The organism is Thalassospira profundimaris, assembly GCF_003326755.1.
GTDB lineage: Bacteria > Pseudomonadota > Alphaproteobacteria > Rhodospirillales > Thalassospiraceae > Thalassospira > Thalassospira profundimaris_B.
The window spans coordinates 1-18,425 of sequence record NZ_JPWH01000023.1 but is presented as its reverse complement, the minus strand read 5'-3'; the positions used below and the strand labels follow the sequence as shown (position 1 = coordinate 18,425).

The following is an 18,425-nucleotide window of genomic DNA, read 5'->3' as shown; positions in this document are numbered from 1 at the left end:
TGTTTACGAGACGATCTGTGGTTTAACGCAGAGCACATACGATTTGCGACAGGAAAAGGAAAATAATGCCAATTTTGCCTGTGCCACTGGCGAAACCGGAAAATTATGACTATGCTTCAAGCATCTATTCAGGAAGCGGCTTTTTAAAAACAACAACCGCCAACGGATGCAAAACGCTCCTGGCGTCCATCCAAACGGCGTCATCACAATCTTATTCCCGAGCTTAAGGCAGCTTCGCTGTCTTGCGGCCCCCGTCTTAAGTTGTATTCCCTGAATATGTTCTGCGCACTAGCATAGGGCGCACGCGACAGGTCTCGTTTGACCGGCTTTTCGCACCGAAAAGCCTTCAGGCACAGCCAGGCGGGAAACTGAACCGCACCGAATTTTCACACCGGTGCACATACCCTGGTCTTTGCGGGCGGGTATGCGGTGTGAACGCATAGACAACAGGAAACGAACAAGAGGCTTAACAATGTCTGCGAACGTTTATCCCGTCTCCGATGAAATCGCCAAAGGTGCTTTGATCGACAAGGCCAAATACGATGCCATGTACAAACAATCGGTCGAGGATCCGGAAGGTTTCTGGGGCGAACATGGCAAACGCATTGACTGGATCAAGCCTTTCACCAAGGTCAAAAATGTCAGCTATGATCCGCACAATCTTTATATCAAATGGTATGAAGACGGCACGCTGAACGTGTCGGCCAACTGTCTGGACCGCCACCTTGAAAAGCGCGGCGACCAGACCGCCATCATTTTTGAAGGCGATGACCCGTCGGTTTCCGAACACATTACCTATAAAGACCTGCATGAACGGGTTTCGCGTTTTGCCAATGCCCTGAAATCGCTGGGTGTGAACAAGGGCGACCGTGTTGTCATTTATCTGCCGATGATCCCGGCCGCCGCCGTTTCCATGCTGGCCTGCGCACGCATCGGTGCCATCCATTCCATCGTGTTTGGCGGTTTCTCGCCCGAGGCCCTGGCGGGCCGGATCGAGGATTGCGGCGCAAAGGTCGTGATCACTGCTGACGAAGGCCTGCGGGGTGGCCGTGGCGTTGCCCTGAAACGCAATGCCGACGAGGCCCTGTCCCATGCCGGTGTCAAATCGGTTGAAAAGCTGGTGGTGGTCAAACATACCGGCAAGGACATTCCCTGGAACGATGCCCGCGATGTCTGGTACCAGGACATTTGCGATGCCGCATCGCCGGACTGCCCCCCGACCGAGGTTAATGCCGAAGACCCGCTTTTTGTGCTTTACACATCCGGCTCCACCGGCAAACCCAAGGGCGTTTTGCATACATCGGGCGGCTATCTGGTTTATGCGTCCATGACGCATCAGTACGTCTTTGATTACCATGAAGGCGATGTTTACTGGTGCACGGCCGATGTGGGCTGGGTCACGGGCCACAGCTATATCGTGTATGGACCGCTGGCAAACGGGGCCACCACCCTGATGTTTGAAGGTGTGCCCAGCTACCCGGATGCCTCGCGTTTCTGGAAGGTGTGCGAAAAGCACAAGGTCAATATTTTCTATACCGCCCCCACCGCCATTCGTGCCCTGATGCGCGAAGGGGCCGAATGGGTGGAAAAAGCCGACCTGTCCTCGCTACGCATTCTCGGCTCGGTGGGTGAGCCGATCAACCCGGAAGCCTGGGAATGGTATCACGAGCATGTGGGCAAGCGGAAATGCCCGATTGTTGATACCTGGTGGCAGACCGAAACCGGCGGCATCCTGATTTCGCCATTGCCCGGTGCGACCGATTTGAAACCGGGTTCCGCCACCCTGCCCTTCTTTGGTGTTGAACCGGCCCTTTTGGACCATGAAGGCAACGAACTGGAAGGGGCAACCGAAGGCAGCCTGGTGATCAAATATAGCTGGCCGGGCCAGATGCGCACGGTTTATGGCGATCATGAACGCTTCATCCAGACCTATTTCTCGACCTTTGCCGGGGTATACACCACCGGGGATGGCGCACGCCGTGATGAAGATGGCTATTACTGGATCACCGGCCGTGTCGATGACGTGATCAACGTTTCGGGCCATCGCATGGGCACCGCCGAAGTTGAAAGCGCGCTGGTTGCCCACCCGAAAGTAGCCGAGGCCGCCGTTGTCGGTGTTCCGCACGACATTAAGGGCCAGGGCATTTATGCCTATGTCACCCTGAACGCCGATGAAGAACCGAGTGATGAATTGCGGGCCGAACTGGTAAAATGGGTGCGCAAGGAAATTGGCCCGATTGCCAGCCCCGATTACCTGCAATGGTCGCCGGGCCTGCCGAAAACCCGTTCGGGCAAAATCATGCGCCGTATCCTGCGCAAGATCGCGGCAAACGAATATGACCAGCTTGGCGATACTTCCACCCTCGCCGATCCGGGTGTGGTCAATGACCTGATCGATAACCGCCAAAACCGTTAATCCCGGTTTTCGTCACGGTTTCACCATCCTTTCACAAAGGGCGGCATCGTTTTGCGATGCCGCCCTTTTCATATCTGTTTCATGCTTGTCACCGGCAAGGGAAAGGCCGGCAAGGTTGTGTTTTGGGCGAAATTGGGGTAGGTACAAGCCGCTGCGATGCAGCATGTGATTTGAATAATTATGGATTTTGGTTCGATGTAGGATGCCGCCCGTTTGATGACTGCCCAGCAAGTGCGACGGAAGTTTATGCCCGGCGCCTTTTCTGTTCTGGGCATGACGGCACCTGATCAACCGATCATTCCGGATTTTCGCAAATTCCGTTACAAGACGACCCGCGCTTATCGACGCGGGGCGGGGGACGACTGGAGATATTCCTGTGAACACCGATTTTCTTCCGAAATTGCGCGCCGAGTGGCTGGGCAATATTCGCAATGACGTATTATCCGCAATGGTTGTGGGTCTGGCCCTGATTCCCGAGGCCATCGCCTTTTCCATCATTGCCGGGGTTGACCCCAAGGTTGGCCTGTATGCGTCATTCTCTATTGCCGTGATTACCGCCATTTTTGGCGGCCGCCCCGGCATGATTTCGGCCGCAACTGCCGCTACCGCCGTTTTGATGGGCTCGCTTGTGCGCGAACACGGGCTGGATTATCTGCTGGCCGCCACGGTGCTGGCCGGTATCCTGCAAATGCTGGCAGGGCTGCTGCGGCTGGGCAATTTAATGCAGTTTGTCTCCAAATCCGTGATGACCGGTTTTGTCAACGCGCTTGCGATCCTGATTTTCATGGCCCAGTTGCCCGAACTGATCAATGTGCCCTGGGTGACATATGTGATGGTGGCCGGGGGCCTTGCCATCATTTATCTGTTCCCGCGCCTTACCAAGGCCATTCCTTCGCCGCTGGTCTCCATTGTCGTGCTGACCACCGCCTCGCTGTTCATTGATGCCGATTTCCATACCGTTGGCGATATGGGCGCCTTGCCCGATGCCTTCCCGGCCTTTGGCATTCCCAATGTGCCGTTCAACCTCGATACCTTGATGATCATTCTGCCCTATTCCGCCGGGGTGGCTGCTGTCGGTCTTTTGGAATCGCTGATGACGGCCTCCATCGTCGATGATTTAACCGATACATCCTCCAACCGTATTCGCGAATGTTACGGCCAGGGCATTGCCAACTTTTTCACCGGTTTTATCGGCGGCATGGCCGGTTGCGCCATGATCGGCCAGTCGGTGATCAACATCAAATCGGGTGGTCGTACCCGCCTTTCCACCCTGCTGGCGGGTATCTTCCTGCTGATCCTGGTGGTGGTTCTGGGCGATTTTGTCCGCATCATTCCGATGGCCGCCCTGGTTGCCATCATGATCATGGTTTCGATCGGCACTTTTAGCTGGTCCTCGATCAAAAGCCTGAAAACACATCCGCGCAGCTCTTCCGTCGTGATGCTGGCAACCGTGGTGGTTGTGGTGGCGACCCATAACCTGGCGATTGGCGTTCTGGTCGGTGTTTTGCTGTCGGGTATTTTCTTTGCCTGGAAAATCTCGCAAATCTTCCGGGTGCGCAGCGAACTTTCGGCTGATGGCGCCACCCGCACCTATCATGTCGAAGGGCAAATCTTCTTTGCCTCGGTCGAACGTTTTTCCAGGGCTTTTGACTTCCGCGAGGCCCTTGATAAAGTCATTATCGATGTCACCCACGCCCATATCTGGGATATTTCCAGCGTTTCGGCGCTGGACATGGTGGTGATGAAATTCCGCCGCGAAGGGGCAGAGGTTGAATTGATCGGCCTCAATGAAGCAAGCGAAACAATCGTGGACAAACTTGCCATCCATGACAAGCCAGGCGCGTTTGAACGCCTTGCAGGCCACTAGGGAAGGACGCAACCATCATGACCAAGCTTATCGCCCTGATTGACGGTTCAATCTATTCCAACAGCGTGTGTGACCACGCCGCCTGGATTGCCGAGCGCATTGATGCGTCGTTATCGCTGGTGCATGTGCTCGGCCGCCGCCATGCCACAGGCGAACAGGCCGATTTTTCCGGCAACCTGAAACTGGGCGCGCGCAGTGCGCTGTTGCAGGAACTGGCCGACCTTGATGCGCAAAAAAGCAAACTGGCCCTGCAACATGGCCGCTTGCTGCTGACCGAGGCCAGCGAGCATATCCGCGAACACAGTGCGATTGAGGTCGATACCAAACTCCGCCACGGCGATTTGATCGAAACCATCGAGGAATTCGAGCAGGATGCCGATCTGATCATTATTGGCAAACGCGGCGAAGCGGCCGATTTTGCCAAAAACCATTTGGGGTCGAACCTGGAGCGTGTGGTCCGCGGGGCAACCAAACCGGTTCTGGTCACATCGCGTGCCTTTAAACCGATTGAAAAATTCGTCATCGCCTTTGATGGCGGCCCCAGTGTGATGAAGGCCGTTAATCACATCGCGCAAAGCAAGCTGTTTAGCGGCCTGTCCTGCCTGCTTCTGGCAGCGGGCGAGCTTCACAAAGATGCCCGCCAGTCGCTGGAAGATGCGGTTGCCATCCTGAATAGTGCCGGGATCAAGGCCGAAAGTGCCACGGAAAAGGGCGATGCCGAAACCGTGATCAAAACCCGCATCGAAAACGACAAGTTCGATCTTCTGGTAATGGGGGCTTATGGACATTCGCGCATTCGCAACCTGATTATCGGCAGCACCACCACCGAAATGGTGCGGTCCTGCCATGTGCCGGTGATGCTGTTTCGCTAATTCGTAGTCCCTGAACACTTCCGCAAAAGGCGCACGACCGTTCTGGTTTGTGCGCCTTTTTGCTTTTTATCGCCCCCAAAAGGACCTTGATCGCGATCAAGGACGCGCAATCTGGCAGTCTGGCGCACAAAAGGACTTCACCTCCACCAGTCAAAGGTCCTGCTTTTATGTTACACCATTCCCAAATCCCTTTTCTCGCCCTGCTAATCCTGGGCATATCTGCCCTATCCTGCACCCAGGCACACGCTGACCAGCCCCGCCATAAAACCGGGTTTCAAAAACTGGAAATTCCGGCCAGTGACCAGGGCCGGGCACTATCGGGAGCAATCTGGTATCCAACCGAAAATGGAAGCCACACAGCAGCGACCCTGATCGCGGATAATGCCGCCTTTGTTGGCGAGGAAGTCATTATGGATGCCGCCACCGATGCGCCACCGCATCCCCTTGTTGTGCTGTCGCACGGTTTTGGCGGCAACTGGCGCAACCAGATCTGGCTGGCAACTTCGCTGGTTCAGGCCGGATATATTGTCGCCGCCATCAACCATCCCGGCACCACCAGCCGCGACCTTGAACCGGTTAAAGGGGCCCGCTTGTGGCAGCGCCCTGCCGATATTTCGCACCTTATTACCGCGCTGGAGCGGAATACCCAATGGGGTGCGCATATTGATACGTCTGACATTTCAGCCATCGGGCATTCACTGGGCGGATGGACCGTTATGGAACTGGCAGGTGCGCGCATGGATGCCGACAAAATGGCGCAAGATTGCCAGCATCACCCCGAATTGGCCGCTTGCGACGTCGTCCGCGACTTTGCGGTTGGCAAAACCGCAACGGATCGTCGCAAACTGAAACAGGATTTACGCGATCCGCGCATCAAACGGGTGATCTCGCTGGATCTTGGCCTGGCACGCGGCTTTAGCAACGATAGCCTCGCGCACATCACCATTCCAACCCTGGTCATCGCAGCAGGCAGTCCCAATCCCAAACTCCCGGCAAAGCTTGAATCACGCTATCTGTTTGATCATTTACCGGCCAAATATCGTACCTTGACCGTGCAGGAAAACGCCGCCCATTTCAGCTTTTTACAAACATGCAAGCCCAACGCCATTAACCTGCTTGAAGCCGAAAAACCCGGCGATGGCATCATTTGCAAAGATGGCCTCAAGGGCGACCGCCGGCAAATTCATCAGGAAATCACGCAACAGGTTCTGGCGTTTCTGGCCCGGCATTAAACGGGGTAATCCATCTGGCGGGTATATTGGCATTTTGGCTGCGGTAATCACGCGGGCTCATGCCCGCCACCCGGCGAAATTCCCGGTTAAAGTTTGATTTGCTGTGAAAGCCGCAATCAAACTGGATGTCGGTGACGGTTTTGGTGGTATCGGCCAATAAATACATCGCCTCGGCAATGCGATATTCATTAATAATGCAGGAAATATTGCGACCGTAATAACGATTGATCGCCAGTGAAATCGTGCGTGCCGGGATAACCGCCCGGCGCGCCAGACGGTCCAGTGTCAAATCGGGATCACGATAGAGCTTGCGGCTTTGCATCACCTGGTCAATCGCAGCCGCAATTTCCCGGTCAGATTCCCCCTCGGCAACGCGCTGCTGGTGTCGCACAGGGACCGACACCTGATCCGTTACCATCGCGGTTTGATCCTCTGGTGCGACATAGTTCCCAAGACGCACCAGCAAAAACACACAAAGGGCCAGCATCACCGTATTGCCACTGGCAACAATTTCACGGGCATGCAGGCCCCGTTGCCAGGCAAAATCCAGGGCAATGGCGGCATCAATCAGGGCCGACAGAACCAGCATGCCTCCGACCACGGCGACAATCTTGCGGGCCGCCCCGATATCGCCAATGCAAATATCCCCGTAAAACGACGCGTCCCCGGCAATCGCGCGACGCAACAGCAGCCCGCCATAAACCAGAAACTGCCCGCAGAGCAAAAAATCAATCGGCGGGTGCCAATAGGGCCATGTGAGCGAACACAGAAAAACCAGCACCACAAACAGGCCATGCAGCGCCAGGCGCGGCACTGTAATCAGCGGGCCATCAAAACGGGCAAAACAAAACCAGGCAATAACCGGCAACATGGATGCCACAACCGGTTGCAGGAAGCGGAAAAAAGCACTGTCGAACTGCCAGCGCAACCCGACAGACAACAGCAGAACCGCACAGGAAAAGGCAAATAATACCGGGCGTCGCACGCGCGGGTCCATCCGCCAGCGCGTGCACAGCCGCAAGGCATAAATCCCCAAAACCAGGGCAACAACAAATGGCAGGGGCAGCGCAATCATCGACCTGTTCCCGTTGTGCCGGCAATGGTATCAGGCATCCCCCTGGCATCACAGGGCTATCCACAGCACGGCAGCATATCACGGGCGATGTGCCCCGTGACCGGTTAATTCAAAACATAACGTCCCATATTCTGATGGATCTGCTTATCAAGTTCACGATCCAGATCCATCAACAGGGCAGCGGTTTCGTCATAAATCGCTTTTTCACGTTCCGCAACCGACATCGATTCCGAAAGCGTGCGACTACGTTCAACAACGGCGGATACCTCGGCTTTTTGGGTACCGTCCTGGGTAAGCAGTTCCAGTTTCGCCCCCACCTTCAAATCCACCTTCTGGGACTGGTCATCGGTGAACATGCCCGAGATACCGCCCGTCGTTTTCAAATCCTCGGTCGTGATAGACGCATCGGTAACACTATAGCGTAAAATATCGCTGGTCCCTGCCGTTTCAAGGCGATCGTCGGGCCATTTCATGGCCATACGGCCCAGATTAAAAGGCAAATCGGGCTGCAAATCATTGGCGGCAGGCACGCCATAAGCCGCAACTTTTTCAATCGGCCCTGCCGAAAATTCAATCGGAGAAAGATGACGCCACGTAACATCCGGAAATGTTTGCACCGGTGCCGTTGTACAGGCCGCCACCAATAGTGCCATACCCCCTGCCACTGCCAGGCTGACGCCACGCAAAGACAACCCCATCATGACCCCGTTCTCCCGAATATAATCATCACAAAAGGAACCGGGGACGATCCCCGGTTCTGCCAACTGTCATGGTGACGATGCACAAGGATTAAGGCAAGCCTGTGACGACCTTAGCCACATCAAAGGCTTATCGGATTTCAGGCTCCGTCCGTTGCCGCATCATCCGCTGTGGCGTCGCCCGCCTTGAGAAACCGCAAATCAGCCTCGTTAAAGCCGTAATGCGTATTGCAGAACTGACAGGTTACGCCAACCTCGCCGGTGTGCGCCTCGCGCATGGCCAGCAATTCATCGAGTGGATAGGCCGCCAGCGCCCCTTCGATTTTCTGGCGCGAACAGCGGCATTTGAACTGCAACTGGTTTTGTTCAAACACACGCGGTTCTTCGTCATGGAACAACCGCCAGATCAAATCATGCGCGCCCAGGGAAATATCGACCAGTTCATTTTCGGTGGCACTGTCCATCAATATTTTGGCGCGCCGCCAGTTATCCTGCCATTCGGCATCCTGTTCCGGGGTGAGGGCATCGCCCGACGCACTGCCAGGCAAACGCTGGACAAACATGCCGCCCACCCACCAGTCACGGTCGGTTTCACCACGATGCACCTCGATCTTGAACGCGGTTTCAAGCTGTTCGGACTGGCGAAAATACGCTTCCGCACATTCCGACAGGGTTTCCCCTTCCAGCGAAACAATGCCCTGATAACGTTCATGATCATCGCCCTGATCAACCGTGAAAGCGATATGACCATGCCCCATCAGCTTGTGCACGTTGCCGCGCAGGGCATCCTCGCCGCCCTCTTCGGCCGCAATCATGGCGTTCAGGCGGTCTTCATCCACCCGCAGGCAGGCACGGACATTGCCATCGCTATCCACATCGACCACCAGCATGCTGATCGGCCCGTCTGACGATGTTTGCAGCGTAAACAGCCCGTCATATTTCAGGGCCGAAGACAGCAAAACCGCCAGCGCAATGATTTCAGCCAGCAGGTCATTTGCCAGCGGCGGATAATTATGTTGCCCGACAATGGTTTGCACTGTCGGCCCCAGGCGCGTAAAGCGGCCCCGGATATTGGAATGTTCCAGCGTAAAGGGCTGACAAAAATCGACAGCAACTTGCATGATCAGCTTCCGATGGTTGAAAGTTCATTTCAAATGCCAAAGGGGCGAACATTGCTGTTCGCCCCAAAATCTGGCCCTAATCTAGGCAGAAATTTTATGCAGGCAAGCCATTAAAACAGTATAGCAGAATGCCTTTCTGCGCATGCAGGCGATTTTCGGCTTCATCAAAAACAACCGACTGCGGCCCGTCAATCACCTCGTCGGTGACTTCTTCGTTACGGTGGGCGGGCAGGCAGTGCATGAACAGCGCATCCTTGTTGGCCTTTGCCATTGCGGCGGCATTGACCTGATAGGGGGCCAGGGCCTTCATGCGGGCATCGGCATCCTTGTCGCCCATCGATACCCAGCAATCGGTCACAACCACATCAGCACCCGAAAGGGCATCGTCAAATTCAGCCAGGCGGACTTTGCCACCGGCGGCATTGGCGGCCTCGATCAGGCCCTGTTGCGGGCGAAAGCCCACCGGGCAGGCCATATCGAGCGAGAAGCCAAATTTCGACGTCGCATGAATCATCGATGTCGAAACATTGTTGCCATCGCCAACCCAGGCAAATTTAAGCCCTTCCAGCTTGCCTTTATGTTCGCGCACCGTCATCAGATCCGCCATGATCTGGCAGGGATGGCTTTGATCGGTCAACCCGTTGATCACCGGAACGGTGGCATATTCCGCCAGTTCCAGCAATTTGGATTCATCGGTGGTGCGAATCATAATGGCATCGACATAGCGCGAGAGAACACGCGCGGTATCGGCAATGGTTTCGCCCCGGCCAAGCTGGCTGCTGGCGGCATCAAGCACCACCACATCACCGCCCAACTGGCGCATGCCCACTTCAAACGACACGCGGGTTCGCGTCGAGGGTTTTTCAAAAATCAGCGCCAGGGTTTTACCGGCCAGCGGTTTGGCACCAAAGGGGGCCTTGCCCGCCTTTTCATTGTCTCCCAATGAAAGGATATCGTGCAATGCCTCGGCAGACATGCCCTCGATATCCAGAAAATGTCTGATATCCGTCATTAATTCATTCCTTACGAGGTAAAGGCAGCCGCAGCGGCATCAATTGCCGCCAGCGCCTCGTCTACCTGGGTTTTTGTGATGTTCAGCGGCGGCAGCAGACGCACAACATTGTCCCCTGCCGGAACGGTCAGCAGGTTCTGTTCGCGCAGTTTTGCCACCACATCACCATTGTTCGGGACCATCTTCATGCCCAAAAGCAGACCTTTGCCACGCACTTCTTCAATGAAGCCCGGATGTTTGGCAGAAAGTGCAGCCAGCCCATTACGCAGCAATTTGCTCATGGCCAGAACATTATCAAAAAATCCCGGCTTTAAAACTTCGTCCAGCACCGCATTGGCCGCCGCCATTGCCAGCGGGTTCCCCCCAAAGGTGGACCCGTGCATGCCCGGCGTTAAGGCCGCTGCCGCCTTTTCATTGGCCAGAAGTGCGCCAACGGGGAATCCCCCGCCAAGCCCCTTGGCCGACGAAATAATATCCGGCACCATATCGGTCCATTCATAGGCAAACAGCTTGCCGGTCCGGCCAATACCGGTCTGGATTTCGTCAAACATCACCAGCAGGCCATATTCATCCGCCGCCTGGCGCAGCCCTTCAAGATAACCTTCGGGGGCGGGCATAATACCGCCTTCACCCTGAACCGGCTCCACCAGGATACCGGCGGTTTTTTCGGTAATGGCGTTGCGCAATTCGTTCAAATTGCCAAATGCCACCCGGTCAAACCCTTCGGGCATCGGGCCAAAACCTTCGCGGTATTTGTCGCTGGCCCCGGCCGTCAGGGTGCCAATGGTTCTGCCATGAAAGGCATTGCTCGCCACCAGAATGCGGTTCTTTTCGGCATTGCCGCTGACATATTGATAGCGGCGCAGCATTTTAAGGCCCGCTTCATTGGCTTCCGCACCGGAATTGCAGAAAAACACGGTATCGGCAAAGGTATGTTCAACCAGCCGCTTTGCCAGTTTTTCCTGGCCCGGAACCCGATACAGATTCGATGTATGCCAGACCTTGCCCGCCTGCTCGGTCAGGGCGGCAATCAGGTGCGGATGCGCATGACCCAGGCAGTTCACGGCAACACCGGACCCGAAATCAAGGAATCGTCGACCGTCCTGCGCATAGAGATAAGGTCCTTCACCTTTCTCAAAGGCCAAATCGGCCCGCGCATAAGTCGGCATGACGGGTGTAATCACAGTTCAATTCCTCGATTAAGGGTAAAATTCCATTTCTGACCACATGGTCAGCACCGGCAGAATACCGGAAAGCTGCGGAGTATCAAGAGATTCCCGCCCTCTGTCAATGCGGCAAAATACGGTTTTCGATGCAGCGCACAAATAAATGGGGCAGCATCCAATATGGAATGCTGCCCGAAAACCGAATTTAATGCTGGAATTGATGGTTTACAGCCAAGTCAGGCTTTCAGTTTATAGCCGGTTTTGATCATGCGATAACACAGGATCGATAAAAAGATATTCACCCCCAACAGCACAAACACACCGGTCATCACCGAACCATCAGAAATACCGATAAAGCCATAACGGAACCCGTCAATCATGTAGAAAAACGGATTGAAATGCGCCAGGACCCGGCCTGCTTCGGGCAGATGTTCGGCACTGTAAAACGTGCCCGACAGAAACGATAACGGCGTAATGACAAAGTTGGTCACAACGGCGATATGATCGAACTTTTCAGACCACACACCCCCGGCAATACCCAACAGCGAGAGCATGAGCGACGCGGAAACGCCAAAATAAAGAATGGCCCAGATATTATGGATTTGCACATCGACAAAAAAGGCCATTGCAATGATGGTGGCAACGCCCACCATAATACCGCGTGTCACCGCCCCAAGGGCAAAACCGGCCACCAATTCAAGGGCGGATAGCGGCGGCATCAAAACATCGACAATATTCCCCTGTACCTTGGAAATCAGAATCGAGCTGGAGGTATTGGCAAAGGAGTTCTGCGCCATCGTCATCATGACCAGACCCGGTGCCAGAAACGTGGCAAAAGAGACACCATTGACGGTTTCAACAGCCCGTCCCAGGGCCAGAAGGAACACCGCCAGAAACAGAAGACTGGTTACGACCGGCGCGCCAACAGTTTGAAGATGCACGTTCAAAAAACGTCGCACTTCCTTGGCATAAAGCGTCCACAGGCCGAGCCAGTTAATCGCGCCCATCGGACGCGGAGCAAGCTCTTGCATTGGTTTTCCTCGAAATTTACAGACAATTGCCGGTAAAATAGGGACAGTTACCCCTTAAACGCAAGCCCGGCCGACAAAGAGATTATGTCAGACGCAAAACTTTCATCCCAAAGCGCCCCTGAAATACCAGCCGGTGATGCCAACGACCCGGCCCGGGATTTTGCCGGTTCCCCGGCAAAACAGCGCAGAACAAAAGGCCGTGACAAAAAAGACATGGCACAGCAGGGGCCGAAAAAACCGCGCCGGGTGACGCGGGACTATTTAATGAATTATGCCACCTGGTATCTGGAACGTTTTACCGCGTCACGTGCCCGGCTGGAAAAACTGATGCGCGGTAAAATCCGGCTTTCCATTGCCGAATATGGCACCGACCCGCAAGAAGCCGAAGACTGGATGAAAAGCGTTTTGAATGCCTGCGAAAAGGCGGGCTTCATCAATGACGAGGCCTATGCCTTGGGCCGGGCGCGGTCCATGATGCGCAAGGGCAAGGCCCTGCGGGTGATCGGGGCGGATTTGAATGCACGCGGCATTTCATCGCATCTGGTGGACGATACCATCGTCACCTTGCGCAGCGAGGCCGATGACGCGGCCCGCAATAATATGCGCGGCACCGACCCGAACCGGGCCGCAGCCGCAGCCTATGCCCGGCGCCGTCGCCTTGGTCCGTTTCGCCGCCCCGACCAGCGCGATGAAAAACGCGACAAGGACCTGGCCGCCCTCGCCCGGCAGGGTTTTTCCTATGATATTGCGCTGCGCATTATCGATGCCGATGCCGACGAGCTTGAAGACCTTTTGCAAATCATCGATGGCCTGTAACCTGCCATCTTCACCCGCATACGGGTTTGACGAACCGCCCCAAACACAGGACCTTTCCATGAGCGTCACCATTTATCACAATCCACGCTGTTCCAAATCGCGTCAGACCCTGGCCCTGATCGAGGAAAAGGGGATCACGCCCACCATCATCGAGTATCTGAACACGCCGCCCAGTGTGGCCGAACTGAGCGATATTCTGACAAAGCTGGGTAAAAGCCCGGAACAGATCATGCGCAAGAAGGAAGCCCGCGAGGAAGGCATTGCCGATTTAACCGGGGATGACCTGATAAGCGCCCTGTGCGCCCATCCCCGCGCCATCGAAAGACCCATCGTCATCAATGGCAACAAGGCCGCCCTTGGCCGCCCGCCCGAGGATGTTCTGGCAATTTTGTAAGCCCTGTCACCTCGCCGACTGTGCCTAAAAAACGCCTGTGCCAAACATGCACGGGCGTTTTTCATAATTAATAAAAGTTATCGGCGGCAAAGCAGGGTATGTCACAGTAAGAGATCACCAAACGTGACCGCGATCACAAAAAACGACCCGTCGGGAGGCCAATATGATTGCCGCATTCGCCCTGATCCTTGTTTGCCAGCTTTTTGGCGAAGTTTTATCCGAACTGTTCAGCCTGCCTGTGCCCGGCCCGGTGATCGGTCTGGGTTTGCTGTTTATCGGCCTGCTGGTCAAACGCAAACCGCCCAAGGAACTGACAGATGCCGCCGATAACCTTTTGATCCATTTTTCGCTGTTATTTGTACCCGCCGGTGTCGGGGTGATTACGCAAATTGACCGGGTCAAAAGCGACTGGCTGCCGATTTTGGCGTCGCTGGTGATTTCAACCCTGCTGACCATCGCCGCCACCGCATTTTTAATGTCCAAACTGCTGCCAAAGGCCCCCGCCGACGCAGGCAGCACCCGCGATGAAGGGGCGAAATAATGCAACCGGCAGATCTGACACAATTATGGGTCTATCTTTCCACCAAACCGCTCACCGGGCTGACCATCACGCTGGTGGCCTATAGCATCGGCTTTTGGCTGTATCAGAAAAGCAACCGCAACCCGGTTTGCAATCCGGTGGTGATCGCCATTGCCATCATCGCCGCCATCCTGCATGTCACCAAAACCCCCTATTCGGTTTATTTCGACGGGGCGCAATTTGTTCACTTCCTGTTGGGCCCGGCCACCGTTGCCCTTGCCGTGCCGCTGTTTCGCCAGCTTGAAACCCTGAAACGGGCCCTGCCGGTTATTATCTTCGGGGTTCTGTTTGGCTCGCTCATGGCAACAGCCAGTACCATCACAATCGCCTATTTCCTGGGGGCAAGCATGGAAACCCTGGCATCCCTTGCGCCAAAATCCGTGACAACCCCCGTCGCAATGGGCATTGCCAGGGAAATTGGCGGTGTTCCGGCCTTAACGGCAGTATGTGTGATCGTCACCGGCATTGTCGGGGCAACCCTTGGCCCGGCTGTCATGAATATTATCGGCCTGACCGACTGGCGGGCGCGCGGCTTTGCAATGGGGGTTGGCGCGCATGGCATTGGCACGGCGCGCGCCTTTCAGGTGAACCACACCGCCGGGGCCTTTTCCGGCCTGTCGATGGGGTTAAACACCATCGCCACCGCCCTGACCGTGCCGTTTTTGTGGCACTGGCTGTTTAGGTAAGGCGCAAATAACGAGTCAGATCAAACACTTAATTCTCTATTTCAAGGAAAACACATAAGACAGGAAAAATATTGCAATCTTTTATAAAAAGTATTATTTTTTAGAAAAGATTTTTTACATCAAATCTTAAAAAATGGGAAAATCTCAAAAAAAACACAACATGTAGTATAGCGCAATAAAAAGGAACTATATGTTGATTTTATTTCGCAGTAGGAGGGCTTGAGATGGAAGATTTTCAAGAGGGCTTTAGGTTGATGGGCTTATCCACAGGCACACCCAAAGAATACAAAGGAGCCGAAGAATTTGCAAAAAAATTTGAGAAATGTTCAATGCTGAACAATCACAGCGTCGTACATTCATCCCATTCTAATGCTGTCCCTTTTGGTCACAAGACCCAAATAAACAAAGAAAAATACTACGAATATTAAATTTCAAAGAAGAAAATGGGGGAGATGTATGCCTAGTTGGAATGAAGTTTTAAGTGAAATTAATGGATGCACTCCCCCAAACCCATTAGACCAAGTTCGTAGGAAGTACATAAACAGCCTACATGAAAAAACTGGAAGAAATGTTATTTGCTATTATTCTGGCTGGCTTCAAAAACCAGGATCGTACCAATCAAGCATAAACGACGATGACAAAAATGGTCTGATGGCAACAATACACGGGCTAGACAAAAGTATTGGATTGGACCTAATACTTCATACACCCGGAGGTAACATTGCTGCGACTGAATCAATAGTCAATTATTTGAGAAGTATTTTCGGGACAAATATACGCGCCATTATCCCTCAAATTGCCATGTCTGCTGGTACCATGATTGCCTGTTCCTGCAAAGAAATAATTATGGGAAAACAATCTAACCTTGGCCCGATTGACCCACAATTTAACGGCATACCAGCCCACGGTGTTTTACAAGAGTTCAAAGAAGCTATTGAAGGAATTCAAAAAAATCCTGCATCAATCCCATTATGGCAAACAATAGTCGGGAAATATCATCCCACTTTTCTAACCGAGTGCCAGCACGCTATTGACCTCTCTTCTACGGTAGTTCAAGAATGGCTTTCAACAGGAATGTTTAAAGACAGTCCCGAAGCAGAAAAAATATCCGAAGAAATTGTAAAAAAGCTGAACAATCATAATGACACTAAAACACACGAGCGCCATATACATCTAAAAGATGCCCAAGATATGGGGTTAAATGTCACACAGTTGGAAGATGATCAAGAATTTCAAGATTTAGTTCTGACAGTGCATCACTCTTACATGCACACCTTGGCCAATTCAAATGCAATAAAAATAATTGAAAACCAGAACAGAATTGCTGCCATTCAATTAATAAGAAGCACGGCATAATTCAGACGAAAGACTATGCTTTTTCCACCGTTTCACCCTGCAAAACCGTGCCTTTAATCGCTGTAATACGCACTTTCTGCCCGGCCGGAAGCGGCTGTTCCACATGCAGCCGCCAGGTTGTACCATCCAGCATCACGCGGGTTTCACCCCCCGAAACATCATGGGGCAGGGTAATGATGCGGCCACGCAACTGGGCTTCGCGCTGGTTTAAGGCCAGGTCTTCGACCTGTTCGTCATCGGGGCCCTGGCCAGTCCTGCGTACCAGCCACCGCCGCCCGGCAAAGGTTGCCACCACACCGCACAGGGCAAACACCAGCAACTGGATTTCAAGGCTCAAACCGGCAAAAAACAGTTTGGCAAAGCCGGTAAGGGCCGCCGCAAAGGCCAGCCACAAAAAGAAAACCCCCGGTGCGGTTATTTCCAGCACCAGCAACACCGCTGCCAGGCTCCACCAGTGCCAATAGGTCATGCCTGCTGAAAACAGAAAATCCACGTCATCCGGCCTTTCAAAATTCACAGCATCACATCAAACGGCACGGCCATGCCGTAATGATACACCCAATCCGGCACAGCCATCAGCCGTTGCTCCACGGTCCTTTTCGGCCCGCTGTTGTTCCACCGCCTCCCTTGCCCTCCCCGCCAAGATTACGGATCAGTTCGGCAACACCGCCAATGGACCCGACAACGCCGGACGCATCAAGCGGCATGAAAACAAGTTTGCTGTTGGAACTGCTGGCAATATCACCAAGGGAGTCGACATATTTCTGCGCGACGAAATAGTTAATCGCGTTAATGTCGCCTTCGGCAATGGCCTTCGATACCACCATCGTGGCTTCGGCTTCGGCCTGGGCTGCCCGTTCACGGGCTTCCGCATCGCGAAAGGCTGCTTCGCGGCGGCCTTCGGCCTCGAGAATCTTGGACTGTTTTTCACCTTCGGCCCGCAAAATGGCGGCTTCGCGGGCCCCCTGGGCTTCCAGGATCTGGGCGCGTTTTTCACGTTCCGCCTTCATCTGGCGGCCCATCGATTCCACAAGGTCATTCGGCGGGGAAATATCCTTGATCTCGACACGGGTAATTTTAAGGCCCCAGGGGTCGGTTGCGCTATCGACCACCGATAACAGGCGTTCATTGATCTGGTCGCGCTGCGAAAGCAAATGATCAAGATCCATCGACCCGACCACGGTACGCACATTGGTCATCGACAGGTTAAGGATCGCCACTTCAAGGCGGTTGACCTCATAGGCGGCACGGGCGGCATCAATTACCTGATAAAACACCACACCATCCACCGTCACCATCGCATTGTCCGACGTGATCACTTCCTGCGAGGGCACATCAAGAACACTTTCCATCATGTTCATTTTACGCCCGATACGGTCGATCAATGGCACGATGATATGCAGGCCGGGTTTCAGACTACGGGTATAGCGGCCAAACCGTTCCAGGGTATATTGATAGCCCTGCGGCACGATTTTCACCGCCTGCAAAACAATGAAAACCGCCAATATCGCCACGACACCGGCAAAAATCGGAAAATCAAATGGCATATGGATATGTCCCTGCAATGGTTACGCCGACCTTCCAAACAGCAATAGAACCGTGCAACACCATCCACAACTGTTATTTGCCAATCGGTGCGGTCAGGGCTGTTTTCACAAAGCCGTAAACCCAAAAAAGGGCCGGTAGCATAATGCCACCGACCCGGCAACAAACCGCCGCACCAGAATTTCTATTCTTTGCGCAGCCGCACCAAAAAGGCCGACACCTTGCCTTGAAGCGTTTCAATACGGCCCGAAAGCTCTGTCATCGACTGTTCAAGTTCACCTGCCGCTGTACCGCCATCGCTTACGGCATGCAACACATCATCAATCGTATTAACAACTTCGGTTGTTCCGCTTGAGGCATTTTGCGCACTTGAGGCAATTTCGTTCACGGCGGCATTCTGTTCGGCAACCGCCGATGCAATGCCATCAGTAATGCCGCTGATCGAGGAAATGGTCCGTGTCACCTTTTCAATCGCCTCGACCGTTAAATGTGTTTCGCTTTGGATCGAGCCAATCTGCTGGGCAATTTCATCTGGACACCCGCAAAAACCTATCGCGT

General features: G+C 54.0%; 18 protein-coding genes and 1 pseudogene. 10 read left to right on the top strand and 9 right to left on the bottom strand.

Annotated elements, in window-relative coordinates; translation table 11 throughout:
* Positions 1 to 472 precede the first annotated feature (472 nt).
* The 4 genes from acs to TH25_RS19850 all read left to right on the top strand — a co-directional run bounded on the left by acs (position 473) and on the right by TH25_RS19850 (position 6,387).
* Positions 473 to 2,416 carry an acetate--CoA ligase gene (gene acs / locus TH25_RS19870; protein ID WP_114090044.1) on the top strand — a complete coding sequence of 648 codons (1,944 nt, stop codon included), beginning with the start codon at positions 473 to 475 and terminating at the stop codon, positions 2,414 to 2,416.
* 376 nt (positions 2,417 to 2,792) lie between these two features.
* Positions 2,793 to 4,283, top strand: coding sequence for a SulP family inorganic anion transporter (locus TH25_RS19860; protein ID WP_114090042.1), 1,491 nt, complete (start codon positions 2,793 to 2,795; stop codon positions 4,281 to 4,283).
* 17 nt (positions 4,284 to 4,300) lie between these two features.
* Positions 4,301 to 5,155 carry a universal stress protein gene (locus tag TH25_RS19855; RefSeq protein ID WP_114090041.1) on the top strand — a complete coding sequence of 285 codons (855 nt, stop codon included), beginning with the start codon at positions 4,301 to 4,303 and terminating at the stop codon, positions 5,153 to 5,155.
* A gap of 167 nt (positions 5,156 to 5,322) precedes the next feature.
* Entirely contained in the window at positions 5,323 to 6,387 is a 1,065-nt protein-coding gene (locus TH25_RS19850) for an alpha/beta hydrolase family protein (protein ID WP_114090040.1), read from the top strand.
* Here TH25_RS19850 and TH25_RS19845 read toward each other — a convergent pair.
* The 6 genes from TH25_RS19845 to TH25_RS19820 form a co-directional block, all read right to left on the bottom strand.
* Positions 6,350 to 7,462: a helix-turn-helix transcriptional regulator gene (locus tag TH25_RS19845; RefSeq protein WP_114090039.1), complete on the bottom strand. Its 1,113-nt coding sequence runs from the start codon at positions 7,460 to 7,462 to the stop codon at positions 6,350 to 6,352. The genes TH25_RS19850 and TH25_RS19845 overlap by 38 nt on opposite strands.
* A 104-nt stretch (positions 7,463 to 7,566) precedes the next feature.
* Complete coding sequence (locus TH25_RS19840; RefSeq protein WP_114090038.1) at positions 7,567 to 8,163, bottom strand: hypothetical protein; 597 nt, start codon at positions 8,161 to 8,163, stop codon at positions 7,567 to 7,569.
* Positions 8,164 to 8,300: 137 nt separating this feature from the next.
* On the bottom strand, positions 8,301 to 9,281 hold the full coding sequence (hslO, locus tag TH25_RS19835) for an Hsp33 family molecular chaperone HslO (protein WP_114090037.1): 981 nt from the start codon (positions 9,279 to 9,281) through the stop codon (positions 8,301 to 8,303).
* 94 nt (positions 9,282 to 9,375) lie between these two features.
* Positions 9,376 to 10,293, bottom strand: coding sequence for an ornithine carbamoyltransferase (gene argF, locus TH25_RS19830; protein ID WP_114090036.1), 918 nt, complete (start codon positions 10,291 to 10,293; stop codon positions 9,376 to 9,378).
* An 11-nt stretch (positions 10,294 to 10,304) separates the two neighbouring features.
* Complete coding sequence (locus TH25_RS19825) at positions 10,305 to 11,477, bottom strand: aspartate aminotransferase family protein (protein WP_309471291.1); 1,173 nt, start codon at positions 11,475 to 11,477, stop codon at positions 10,305 to 10,307.
* A 218-nt stretch (positions 11,478 to 11,695) separates the two neighbouring features.
* Positions 11,696 to 12,490 carry an ABC transporter permease gene (locus TH25_RS19820; RefSeq protein WP_258549237.1) on the bottom strand — a complete coding sequence of 265 codons (795 nt, stop codon included), beginning with the start codon at positions 12,488 to 12,490 and terminating at the stop codon, positions 11,696 to 11,698.
* 84 nt (positions 12,491 to 12,574) lie between these two features.
* Here TH25_RS19820 and TH25_RS19815 point away from each other — a divergent pair, with 84 nt between their 5' ends.
* From TH25_RS19815 to TH25_RS19790, 6 genes are all read left to right on the top strand, one after another.
* The gene (locus TH25_RS19815) at positions 12,575 to 13,306 is read left to right on the top strand and encodes a regulatory protein RecX (protein WP_258549236.1); all 732 of its coding nucleotides are present in this window, start codon (positions 12,575 to 12,577) and stop codon (positions 13,304 to 13,306) included.
* A gap of 58 nt (positions 13,307 to 13,364) precedes the next feature.
* Positions 13,365 to 13,700 (top strand): arsenate reductase (glutaredoxin), encoded by a 336-nt coding sequence (arsC, locus tag TH25_RS19810; protein WP_114090033.1) that lies wholly within the window; start codon positions 13,365 to 13,367, stop codon positions 13,698 to 13,700.
* 163 nt (positions 13,701 to 13,863) lie between these two features.
* Positions 13,864 to 14,241 carry a CidA/LrgA family protein gene (locus tag TH25_RS19805; protein ID WP_114090032.1) on the top strand — a complete coding sequence of 126 codons (378 nt, stop codon included), beginning with the start codon at positions 13,864 to 13,866 and terminating at the stop codon, positions 14,239 to 14,241.
* Entirely contained in the window at positions 14,241 to 14,966 is a 726-nt protein-coding gene (locus TH25_RS19800) for an LrgB family protein (protein ID WP_114090031.1), read from the top strand. Before TH25_RS19805 ends, TH25_RS19800 begins: the two co-directional genes overlap by 1 nt.
* Positions 14,967 to 15,190: 224 nt before the next feature.
* Entirely contained in the window at positions 15,191 to 15,394 is a 204-nt protein-coding gene (locus tag TH25_RS19795) for a hypothetical protein (RefSeq protein ID WP_114090030.1), read from the top strand.
* Between the two features lie 28 nt (positions 15,395 to 15,422).
* A complete protein-coding gene (locus tag TH25_RS19790; RefSeq protein ID WP_114090029.1) occupies positions 15,423 to 16,322 on the top strand; it encodes an SDH family Clp fold serine proteinase in 900 nt (299 codons plus the stop codon).
* A 13-nt stretch (positions 16,323 to 16,335) separates the two neighbouring features.
* On the opposite strand, the gene TH25_RS19785 is transcribed toward TH25_RS19790, so the two are convergent.
* From TH25_RS19785 to TH25_RS25120, 3 genes and pseudogenes are all read right to left on the bottom strand, one after another.
* Positions 16,336 to 16,815 carry an NfeD family protein gene (locus TH25_RS19785; protein WP_147253055.1) on the bottom strand — a complete coding sequence of 160 codons (480 nt, stop codon included), beginning with the start codon at positions 16,813 to 16,815 and terminating at the stop codon, positions 16,336 to 16,338.
* Positions 16,816 to 16,897: 82 nt separating this feature from the next.
* Positions 16,898 to 17,869 carry an SPFH domain-containing protein gene (locus TH25_RS19780; protein ID WP_114090027.1) on the bottom strand — a complete coding sequence of 324 codons (972 nt, stop codon included), beginning with the start codon at positions 17,867 to 17,869 and terminating at the stop codon, positions 16,898 to 16,900.
* Between the two features lie 182 nt (positions 17,870 to 18,051).
* Positions 18,052 to 18,425 (bottom strand): annotated as a pseudogene (locus TH25_RS25120) (methyl-accepting chemotaxis protein); the annotation flags it as partial.

Bases quoted from the DNA above. Each gene is read 5' to 3' on its own strand.
- TH25_RS19790 (WP_114090029.1), top strand. From the start codon at position 15,423: ATGCCTAGTTGGAATGAAGTTTTAAGTGAAATTAATGGATGCACTCCC.
- TH25_RS19800 (WP_114090031.1), top strand. From the start codon at position 14,241: ATGCAACCGGCAGATCTGACACAATTATGGGTCTATCTTTCCACCAAA.
- TH25_RS19795 (WP_114090030.1), top strand. From the start codon at position 15,191: ATGGAAGATTTTCAAGAGGGCTTTAGGTTGATGGGCTTATCCACAGGC.
- argF (WP_114090036.1), bottom strand. From the start codon at position 10,293: ATGACGGATATCAGACATTTTCTGGATATCGAGGGCATGTCTGCCGAG.
- TH25_RS19855 (WP_114090041.1), top strand. From the start codon at position 4,301: ATGACCAAGCTTATCGCCCTGATTGACGGTTCAATCTATTCCAACAGC.
- TH25_RS19850 (WP_114090040.1), top strand. From the start codon at position 5,323: ATGTTACACCATTCCCAAATCCCTTTTCTCGCCCTGCTAATCCTGGGC.
- TH25_RS19840 (WP_114090038.1), bottom strand. From the start codon at position 8,163: ATGATGGGGTTGTCTTTGCGTGGCGTCAGCCTGGCAGTGGCAGGGGGT.
- arsC (WP_114090033.1), top strand. From the start codon at position 13,365: ATGAGCGTCACCATTTATCACAATCCACGCTGTTCCAAATCGCGTCAG.
- TH25_RS19845 (WP_114090039.1), bottom strand. From the start codon at position 7,462: ATGATTGCGCTGCCCCTGCCATTTGTTGTTGCCCTGGTTTTGGGGATT.
- acs (WP_114090044.1), top strand. From the start codon at position 473: ATGTCTGCGAACGTTTATCCCGTCTCCGATGAAATCGCCAAAGGTGCT.
- TH25_RS19805 (WP_114090032.1), top strand. From the start codon at position 13,864: ATGATTGCCGCATTCGCCCTGATCCTTGTTTGCCAGCTTTTTGGCGAA.
- hslO (WP_114090037.1), bottom strand. From the start codon at position 9,281: ATGCAAGTTGCTGTCGATTTTTGTCAGCCCTTTACGCTGGAACATTCC.
- TH25_RS19815 (WP_258549236.1), top strand. From the start codon at position 12,575: ATGTCAGACGCAAAACTTTCATCCCAAAGCGCCCCTGAAATACCAGCC.
- TH25_RS19780 (WP_114090027.1), bottom strand. From the start codon at position 17,869: ATGCCATTTGATTTTCCGATTTTTGCCGGTGTCGTGGCGATATTGGCG.
- TH25_RS19820 (WP_258549237.1), bottom strand. From the start codon at position 12,490: ATGCAAGAGCTTGCTCCGCGTCCGATGGGCGCGATTAACTGGCTCGGC.